Source organism: Muriicola sp. (genome assembly GCF_041567615.1).
Lineage (GTDB): Bacteria > Bacteroidota > Bacteroidia > Flavobacteriales > Flavobacteriaceae > Muriicola.
This window is the reverse complement of record NZ_JBFGBM010000132.1, coordinates 1-7,792: the sequence shown is the minus strand read 5'-3', so window position 1 is coordinate 7,792 and position 7,792 is coordinate 1. Positions and strand designations below refer to the sequence as shown.

The 7,792-nt window shown below is 47.8% G+C and carries 5 protein-coding genes and 1 pseudogene; 5 read left to right on the top strand and 1 reads right to left on the bottom strand.

What is annotated here, in order from left to right:
- Window positions 1-533: 533 nt before the first annotated feature.
- Window positions 534-2,201 carry a gliding motility lipoprotein GldJ gene (gene gldJ, locus ABYP73_RS09535; protein WP_372974158.1) on the bottom strand — a complete coding sequence of 556 codons (1,668 nt, stop codon included), beginning with the start codon at window positions 2,199-2,201 and terminating at the stop codon, window positions 534-536.
- Window positions 2,202-2,776: 575 nt separating this feature from the next.
- Here gldJ and porV point away from each other — a divergent pair.
- The 5 genes and pseudogenes from porV to ABYP73_RS09510 form a co-directional block, all read left to right on the top strand.
- On the top strand, window positions 2,777-3,922 hold the full coding sequence (porV, locus tag ABYP73_RS09530) for a type IX secretion system outer membrane channel protein PorV (RefSeq protein WP_372974157.1): 1,146 nt from the start codon (window positions 2,777-2,779) through the stop codon (window positions 3,920-3,922).
- Window positions 3,923-4,001: 79 nt separating this feature from the next.
- Window positions 4,002-4,484, top strand: coding sequence for a cytidine deaminase (gene cdd / locus ABYP73_RS09525; protein WP_372944969.1), 483 nt, complete (start codon window positions 4,002-4,004; stop codon window positions 4,482-4,484).
- Between the two features lie 175 nt (window positions 4,485-4,659).
- On the top strand, window positions 4,660-5,658 hold the full coding sequence (gene pdhA, locus ABYP73_RS09520) for a pyruvate dehydrogenase (acetyl-transferring) E1 component subunit alpha (RefSeq protein ID WP_372944968.1): 999 nt from the start codon (window positions 4,660-4,662) through the stop codon (window positions 5,656-5,658).
- Between the two features lie 6 nt (window positions 5,659-5,664).
- The gene (locus tag ABYP73_RS09515; protein WP_372974156.1) at window positions 5,665-7,314 is read left to right on the top strand and encodes a pyruvate dehydrogenase complex dihydrolipoamide acetyltransferase; all 1,650 of its coding nucleotides are present in this window, start codon (window positions 5,665-5,667) and stop codon (window positions 7,312-7,314) included.
- Window positions 7,315-7,402: 88 nt separating this feature from the next.
- Window positions 7,403-7,792: pseudogene (locus ABYP73_RS09510) on the top strand (peptidase M28); the annotation flags it as partial.

Below are 7,792 nucleotides of genomic sequence, written 5' to 3'. Positions count from 1 at the left end.
TTTACTTATTTCTCCATCCGACTGATACTAGAAAGGGGATTCTTACAAATTAGTATAATCATTCGATGAAATGCATTAAAATGTCGATGAAATGCACAAAAAATAGTATATGATATACTAAAAAAGCGAATAATTATAGTTAATAAACCTAATAAAAGAGCTATTTATCGAATACATAATAGTAATAATATCGGCAATAATTACAGTTAGAATCTCAGTAGTTTTTCGGCCTGCCTGAGCAATGAATGACCATTTCCGGATCCCTTAGGCTGAGACTAGGGGTAAAGTGAAGGGCTATAATCAGTTATCCGGCAGTTTGGATTTCGGGGTGCAAGCTGTGAGCTAACATGTATTGATAAAAACTAACCATAAGGCCTTAGATATTCTCGGCATATTTTCATGAAATAGGGCTCACATCGATCTTTCCAGTCCTCTCTCTAAATTATATATGATAAACAAGGCGCTTAAAAAAGGTGGGCATAAAAAAACCCCGGCAATTGAGCCGGGGTTTACGTCCTGTATGGTGGGATGAATTATTTCACTTTCTTTCCGCGAACTGTTTTGTTCTTGGACTTTGATTTGGAACCTACTCTGGACATGGCGCATCGGAATCCGATATAATCTGTGGCCATATACTGGGGCAGGAATCTGCGTTGGGCAGGATCCAGCCAATAGGCCCTGTCCCTCCATGATCCTCCTTTGTATACCCTCACTTCGTCATTGATAAGGGTGGTCCGGTTGTTGCTGGTATCATAGCCTCTTACAATATTACCAAGAGAGTCTCTCTTTACCTCATGCTTGGGTGAATCGTACATTTTGCGTTGATTTTCTTTGTCCTCTTCATCGCTGAAGCGATCAAAGAATCTGGAAGAACCGGCATCACCATCGCGGTAAGCGCGGTTATCGCTTTCAGAGAAGTTGGTCCTCAGGTAGGTCTCATTTTCGTCCACTGGCACCATCAGGATCTCTCCGGGAAGGTTTACAGCAACTACTTTTCCGTTAGGCAGGGTATCATATACGATACTGTCTCTCAGGATCTCCACTTTGCCATCATCCCCGATAGCCGTCTTCGTATAGATATTTCCTCTGTAGTAGTTGAAGTCGCTGATCTCGTCATCAACGATGGGCCTGTACACGTCGGCAACCCACTCTGCCACATTTCCGGCCATATCGTACAGTCCAAGATCATTGGGTTTATACGATTTCACTTCAGCTGTGATATCGGCGCCATCATCAGACCATCCGGCGATCCCGCCGTAGTCTCCTTTGCCTTGTTTGAAGTTAGCCAGCTGATCGCCTCGGCCAACCCGCTGTCCGTTCCGGGTGTATTCTCCTTCCCAGGGATATTTCTTTCTCCCCCTGTAATTATTGTATTCCCTTGTACCCTGTAAGGCTTGAGCTGCATATTCCCACTCTGTTTCGGTAGGAAGTCTGTATTCCGGGGTAATGATCCCGGTGCTTCGTTTGGCGAATACTGCTACGGAATCTTTTTTCTTGTTGCCCTGGAGGGAGTCGATCTGCCCGTTATAAACAGATTCTGGGCGGTTGAGGTAAGCTTCTGTACTGAACGTGCCTGCGATCTCACCGGTCACAGCCTGGTATTTTGCATCCTTTGCCAGATATCCTTCCCGCTCCAGCACGGCCTCATTGACCCGGTCTGTCCTCCACTCGGCAAATTGAGTAGCCTGAATCCAGTTCACACCTACTACAGGATATTCGGCATAGGCGGGGTGGCGGAGATAGTTGTTCGTCATGGTCTCGTTAAAGCCAAGTCGGTTTCTCCACACCAGAGTGTCCGGAAGAGCACCCTTGTATATATTGGCATACTTTGGATTTTCCGGAGGATAGACACTTTTGAGGTAATCGAGGTACTCCAGGTACATAACGTTGGTCACCTCGGTCTCATCCATATAAAAGGACTGTACGTGTTGTTGGGTGGGTGTATTGTTCCAGTCGTGCATTACATCGTCCTGGACCTTACCTTTAATAAAGGTACCGCCTTCAATAAATACAAGACCGGGAGACGTTTCCTGCTCCTTAAAATCCGAATTGTATTGAAAGCCACCTTCTTTGGCATTGATCTTCCACCCGGTAGCCCTGGATACGTTTTTGGAACTTGAGGACTTTTTACAGCTGGTGGCTGTAAAACCTGCCACGAGCACGGTGCAAGAGAGTACAACTTTGATAAATTGTTTTTTCATCTGTTGATCTTTGATTTAATAATTCTTCAGATTCCGGCAGAGAAGTTTGTTCCGATTCTCCATTCTCTTTCCGAAACCTGATCCTTACAGGACTTTCTTAGGTTTTGTCTTTCCGCTATACGGGAAGGACGGGTTTACTTGATTTCACAGTATTTCCGGCTACTAGAACGACGATTTACCTATAATATTTTACAGGCTCAAAATTTCTTCAAGGCCTTTGCTCAAAGAGTTTCAGGCCGGTAATACAAATTCATAACGGAACAAATAACATTATATTATGAGTATTTCCTTTTCTTTACTGTCAGGGGTGTTAAATCCTACCTGGGTGGATGCACGGCCTAAGAATCTCGAATCCCAATCGATAAAACGCATCTTTTTTGCAAGGGGACGGAAGTAAAATAATGGCTTTGACTGCACAAGATATTTTTAAATTGACCGTTAACCACATGTACAAAACATGGGAACCCAACTACTCAAGGGACGATTAGAGGACTCACAATACTTGCGATTCCAGGATAAACGTCCCGAAGAATTGAAATTCGACAGGGTTTAAAATGATCGATTAAGAGGTAATTATGAGAAAATTAGTAAGCATTTTGTTGTTGCTTTTTGTTTGTAAAGGCCTGGCCCAGGAAGACAGGGTGATCACCACAGCAGTACCTTTCCTGACCATTGCCGCAGATGCCCGCGCGGCCGGTATGGGTGATATGGGAGTAGCCACTTCCGTGGATGCATTCTCACAGCAATGGAACCCGGCAAAGTTTGCATTTGCAGAAAGGAAAATGGGCATCGGGGTGAGTTATACTCCTTACCTGGAAAGTATCATTACCGATATTTCCCTCCTCAACGGAAGTTTCTACAACAAGATCAATGAACGAAGCGCCTTTGCCTTTTCCCTTCGTTACTTTACGCTGGGGGAGATTGAACTCAGGCAATTCGCCAATGACCCTGGAACTTTAGCCAAGCCTAATGAACTGGCTTTAGACGGTTCCTATTCCCTGAAACTCAGTGATAAATTCTCTATGGCAGTGGCCGGTAGATTTATCCGCTCGAACCTCAGGCTGCCCGAGATCAGCAACGTGGATTCACAGGCTGCCAGTTCCTTCGCGGTAGATGTCGCTGGATACTATCGGTCTGATGAAATTGCGTATGACAATTTTAACGGTCGATGGAGAGCGGGTTTCAACCTGTCAAACCTCGGAGGTAAGATACAGTACGACGAGGGAGGACAGGAAAATTTCCTTCCCACCAACCTCAGATTTGGAGGCGGGTTCGATTTTATATTCGATCAGGACAATGCGCTGGGGATCACTGCAGAATTCAATAAATTACTTGTCCCGACCCCGAGGGATTTCGATAATGACGGGGATGTGGATTCGGAAGACAACGACCAGTACCAGCAGATCGGTTTCCTGAAAGGAGTGTTTGAATCATTTGGGGATGCCCCTGACGGCTTTAGCGAAGAACTGAAAGAAATGACCTGGGCGCTGGGTGCCGAGTATTCCTTCCAGCAATCCTTTATGGTCCGTGCAGGCTATTTTAACGAAAGCGAGGACAAGGGATCGAGGAAGTTCTTTTCCCTCGGCGCCGGATTTATCTTTAAGGCTGCCCAGATAGACCTGTCGTATCTTTTCTCTTCTTCCCAGATCAGGAATCCCCTGGAGAACACCCTTCGTTTTTCCCTTACCTTTAACCTGGGTGAGGAATTCATCAATAACTAGAAATTCCTGAATATAATTACAACCTGCTGCCCGGCAGGTTTTTTTATGCGAAGGATTCAGGGAATTGTATCTTTAGGTCATGAAAAAAGAAACTCTATCCCTCGAATTGACGGTTTATGATTCTGAAAAAGAACTCTCCGCTGAAGATGCCGCATTGATGAATCGGGCACGGAAGGCCCGGGAAGATGCTTACGCGCCCTACTCCAATTTCAAAGTGGGAGCTGCCGTTCTGATGGAAAACGGAGAGGTAGTCGTGGGCAACAATCAGGAGAACGCTTCCTACCCCTCAGGGCTTTGCGCAGAAAGAGTAGCGGTTTTCCAGGCAGGGGCCAGATATCCCGGTTTGGCTGTAATGAAGATAGCCATAGCAGCGGGCTCCGAAACAAAACCCCTGGCTAAGCCCGCAGCTCCTTGCGGAAATTGCCGTCAGTCTATTTTTGAATACGAGAACAAACAGAGAAAGCCCATTGAACTTTTGCTTATGGGGGCATCCGGCGAGGTGTATAAATGCCCTTCCATACAGGGGCTATTGCCGTTGGCGTTCGGTAGGGAATTTCTCTGAACTTCCTCAAAAAAATAAGCGTGTGAGGGTGCCAAATTGCGGCCGGAACCGGGTGATAAGCTTTTTTCCTAAATCTTTTTCTCTATTATAATTATGTGTATTTTTGACTTTCTTTAAAATTCCTCTCACGGGAACACCCGGCGAGGGTTAAGACAATCGAATAAATTTCATTTTAATGAAAAAAATTACCAAGGAAGTCTACCTGAAGTGGTATGAGGACATGTTGTTTTGGAGAAAGTTTGAAGACAAGCTAGCTGCGGTCTACATCCAGCAAAAAGTGCGCGGCTTTCTTCACTTATACAACGGACAGGAAGCGGTACTGGCAGGAGCTCTGCACGCCATGGACCTAACCAAGGACAGGATGATCACTGCCTACAGAAACCACGTTCAGCCTATTGGGATGGGTGTGGATCCCAGGAAGGTGATGGCAGAATTATACGGGAAGGTCACCGGTACTTCAAAAGGCATGGGCGGCTCCATGCACATATTTTCGAAAGAACACAGATTCTATGGCGGACATGGGATCGTCGGAGGTCAGATCCCCCTGGGGGCAGGTCTGGCATTTGCCGATAAATACTTCAAGAGGGATTCCGTAACACTCTGTTATATGGGTGACGGGGCGGTGAGACAGGGGAGTTTGCACGAGTCCTTCAACCTGGCCATGCTCTGGCAGTTGCCGGTAGTCTTTATATGTGAGAACAACGGATATGCGATGGGAACCTCCGTAGCCAGGACCTCCCATTCTACGGAGATCTGGAAACTCGGTCTGGGTTATGAAATGCCCTGCGGCCCCGTTGACGGTATGGATCCTGTAACTGTGGCCGAGGAAATGCACAAGGCTATCGAACGGGCCAGAAGCGGGGGCGGACCTACCTTCCTTGAGATGAAAACTTACAGGTACAGGGGGCATTCCATGTCTGACGCACAGCATTACCGCACCAAGGAAGAGGTGGAGGAGTACAAGAAGATCGACCCCATCACCCAGGTACTCAATGTCATCAAGGAAAAGAAATACGCCACCGATGAAGAGATCAAGGAGATAGATGACAGGGTGAAGAAACTGGTGAAAGAGTGTGAGAAATTTGCTGAGGAATCGGACTACCCGCCGGCTCAACAGCTGTACGATGTGGTTTACGAGCAGGAGAATTACCCGTTTGTCGAACACAAAATTTAAAAAGAGATGGCAGAGATCATAAATATGCCCAGGCTTAGTGATACCATGGAAGAAGGTACCGTGGCCAAATGGCTAAAAAAGGTTGGAGATCAGGTAAATGAAGGGGATATTCTCGCCGAAATCGAAACAGACAAGGCTACCATGGAGTTCGAGTCCTTCCATGAGGGTACGTTGCTTCACATAGGCATTCCCGAAGGAGAGGGTGCCCCTGTCGATTCACTTCTGGCGATCATCGGGAAAGAAGGGGAGGATATTTCTGCCCTGATTGACGGAAGCACTGCCAAGGTGGAATCTGATACCCCTGCAGGGGATGCAGAAGTGCCGAAGGAGGAGTCCAAATCCCCTGAGGTGAAGACTGAGAAAAGTTCATCCGCCGAGATACCCAAGGGAGTGGAGATCGTAAAAATGCCAAGGTTGAGTGATACCATGGAAGAGGGAACGGTTGCCACCTGGTTAAAGAAAGTGGGTGACGACGTTGAGGAAGGAGATATCCTGGCCGAGATCGAAACCGATAAGGCCACCATGGAATTTGAATCCTTCTACTCCGGAACGCTGCTCTATATAGGGATACAGGAAGGAGAATCTGCCCCGGTAGACGAAGTGCTGGCTGTCATCGGCCCAGCCGGGACAGATGTGGAAGCCGTGCTGAATCAAAAAGGTCAGGGCACTGCAGCGGCTGCAGGGGAACAGGAGGAAGAGACTTCTTCAGGAACCGACCAGCAGCCGGCTGAAAGTGCACCCGCACCCGTTGTCACCAATGATGGAGAAAGGATCTTTGTTTCTCCTCTGGCCAGAAAAATGGCTGAAGACAAAGGGATCGACCTCAATGCCGTGAAAGGTACGGGAGACCAGGGTCGTATCGTAAAGAGGGATATAGAAAATTATACGCCATCACAGGCGAAGCCCGCACCTGTTGCTGCCCAGGCAACTGAGGCTGCTGCTCCTGCAAAACCCGTCTTGTTGCCCACAGGGGAGGAAGGTTCGGAAGAGGTCAAGAATTCCCAGATGAGGAAAGTGATCGCCAAGAGACTCAGCGAATCCAAATTCACGGCACCGCATTACTATCTGACCATTGAGGTAGACATGACCCATGCGGCGAAATCCAGGGAGCATATCAACAACCTGCCCGATACCAAGGTATCGTTCAATGACCTGGTCGTTAAGGCCTGTGCCCTGGCTTTGAGAAAACACCCTCAGGTAAATACTACCTGGAACGGGGATACCACGCGTTACAACAAACACGTTCACGTTGGAGTGGCCGTGGCTGTTGAGGACGGTCTTGTTGTGCCAGTCCTGAAATTTGCAGATCAGATGAGCCTGACTCAGATCGGAGCCGCTGTCAAGGACCTGGCAGGAAGAGCGAGGAACAAGAAACTGACCCCTGCTGAAATGGAAGGCAGTACCTTTACTGTATCAAACCTGGGGATGTTTGGGATCCTGGAATTTACTTCCATAATCAACCAGCCCAACAGCGCCATCCTGTCTGTCGGAGCCATTGTTGAGAAACCCGTGGTCCGGGATGGGCAGCTCGCCATTGGAAGTACGATGAAACTTACCCTTGCTTGTGACCACAGGACTGTGGACGGCGCCACAGGAGCTCAATTCCTGCAGACCCTGCGTGAATACATAGAGAACCCGGTAACCATGCTGGCGTAATCTCAAAGATGATCGTAATCAGCAACGGTAAAGAAGCATTCAATTCATTTTTGAATGCTTTTTTTGTTCTGACTAATTCCATATATCGATGAAAAAAAATCTGGCAATTCTGCTTGTAACCTGGGTGTTCACCGGATGCGGAACCTCAAAGAACACAGCCATAGATGTGGCTGATTTCTCATCGGCTCTGTCCATAGGTACACATATGAACCTGCTGGCTTCGGATGATCTCCGGGGAAGGGAGGCCGGAACGGAAGGGATCGGGAAGGCCGCCTCCTATATTGCAAAAACGATGGAGGGATACGGCTTGGAGCCCTATTACTCAGTGTTTCAGGACACTCTGGACAATTTTGAACCTGCCGCATACAACCTGGTAGGGGTGGTGAGGGGGAGTGACCCGGATTTGAGGGACGAGGTTGTGCTTCTCGGGGCCCATTACGATCACATCGGTATCGTGAGGGCCAAAGAAGGCGATTCC